We start from the raw sequence: 1237 nt of genomic DNA on the forward strand, positions 1-1237 counted from the left end.
CTGCACAAGAGGGCTTTAGTTGCTGCTAAAGCCTGGGTCTCACATTACCCTGTTTCGTTAATTATTATCCATACAAAGCCTTCAAACCGACGCGCCTTCGGCGCGCGGCTTAAGGCGGCGTTAGGCCTTTAAATCTAAATCCGCAACATTTCTTGAGCTTTATGAAAAATGAAAGAGTTTATTGAGAAAGTCCCGCATGAAATTCTCGCACGTTCAGGCTCAGTTTTTTACTCTGGTAAGGAGTCTTTTCAAGGGAATAAAGAGCTATATATTTTAGGATTAAACCCAGGAGGCCTGCCTACTGATGATGTTAATGAGTCAATATCTTTCAGTATCACAGAGGTTCTTGAAAATCGACCAAGTAATTGGTCTGCATATAGAGATGAGTCTTGGGAAGGTGCTGAACCTGGTACTTGGAGAATGCAGCCAAGAATTCTACATTTGCTAAACAACTTGGATATTGATCCCGGAAACACTCCTTCGAGTAATGTTATATTTGTCCGGTCTGAACGTGAAAAACAACTAAAAAGTGAGGTTCAATCTCTATTAACACTTTGCTGGAGTTTCCATGACTATGTCATCAAAGAACTTAAACCAAAGGCTATACTCTGCTTAGGAAAAACTGCTGGTTTACATGCTCGTAATAAATTGTCAGCAAACACAAAAATTGATGAGTTTGTAGAAAATAACAATAGAAAATGGTGTTCTGAAGCCTTTACTAATGGCAATGGTATTAAGGTTATTGTGGCAACTCATCCAAGTATTGCAGACTGGACTGTTAAAAATACAGACCCTTCAAATATGATCAGACGTGTACTTTCAACAAAGGCCTAACAATAAAATCGTGTTCGTGCTTCGCACCGGACGCCTACGGCGCCGCACATTTTGGCGTTATGCCCTCAAACTAATCAAAAAGTTTGTAGTAAAAAATTAACGATCAATAAATTGTGATAATTATATAGATAAGGATTTAAATTGAAGAAAGTATTATTAGTAACTTTATCATGCTTGATGAGTTTTACAGCTTATGCGAGCGCTGAAATTTATGAATACCTTGGTGTAAAAACAGTTAAGGGGAATCCTTGTTATCTTACTAATGGGCAGTTTACGGAATCATCAATTAATTTTATGGTTTCTGCTTATGGTGATTTCAAAGAAAAGCCTCGTCAGTAAAATCTGTGGGCAATTTCTGGTTCAGGTAGCTTGCCAAGTGCATGGTATAACGCAATTTCAGCGC

General features: G+C 38.4%; 2 protein-coding genes. Both read left to right on the forward strand.

The window, feature by feature from the left end:
• Positions 1 to 168 precede the first annotated feature (168 nt).
• Entirely contained in the window at positions 169 to 834 is a 666-nt protein-coding gene (locus Q1B11_RS20175) for a hypothetical protein (protein ID WP_299735807.1), read from the forward strand.
• A gap of 141 nt (positions 835 to 975) precedes the next feature.
• Positions 976 to 1173 (forward strand): hypothetical protein, encoded by a 198-nt coding sequence (locus Q1B11_RS20180; RefSeq protein WP_299735809.1) that lies wholly within the window; start codon positions 976 to 978, stop codon positions 1171 to 1173.
• Positions 1174 to 1237 lie beyond the last annotated feature (64 nt).

It is taken from the genome of uncultured Endozoicomonas sp., assembly GCF_947495845.1.
Classification (GTDB): domain Bacteria; phylum Pseudomonadota; class Gammaproteobacteria; order Pseudomonadales; family Endozoicomonadaceae; genus Endozoicomonas.

Excerpts from the sequence above, each read along its gene's own strand:
- Q1B11_RS20175 (WP_299735807.1), top strand. The coding sequence starts at position 169 with ATGAAAGAGTTTATTGAGAAAGTCCCGCATGAAATTCTCGCACGTTCA.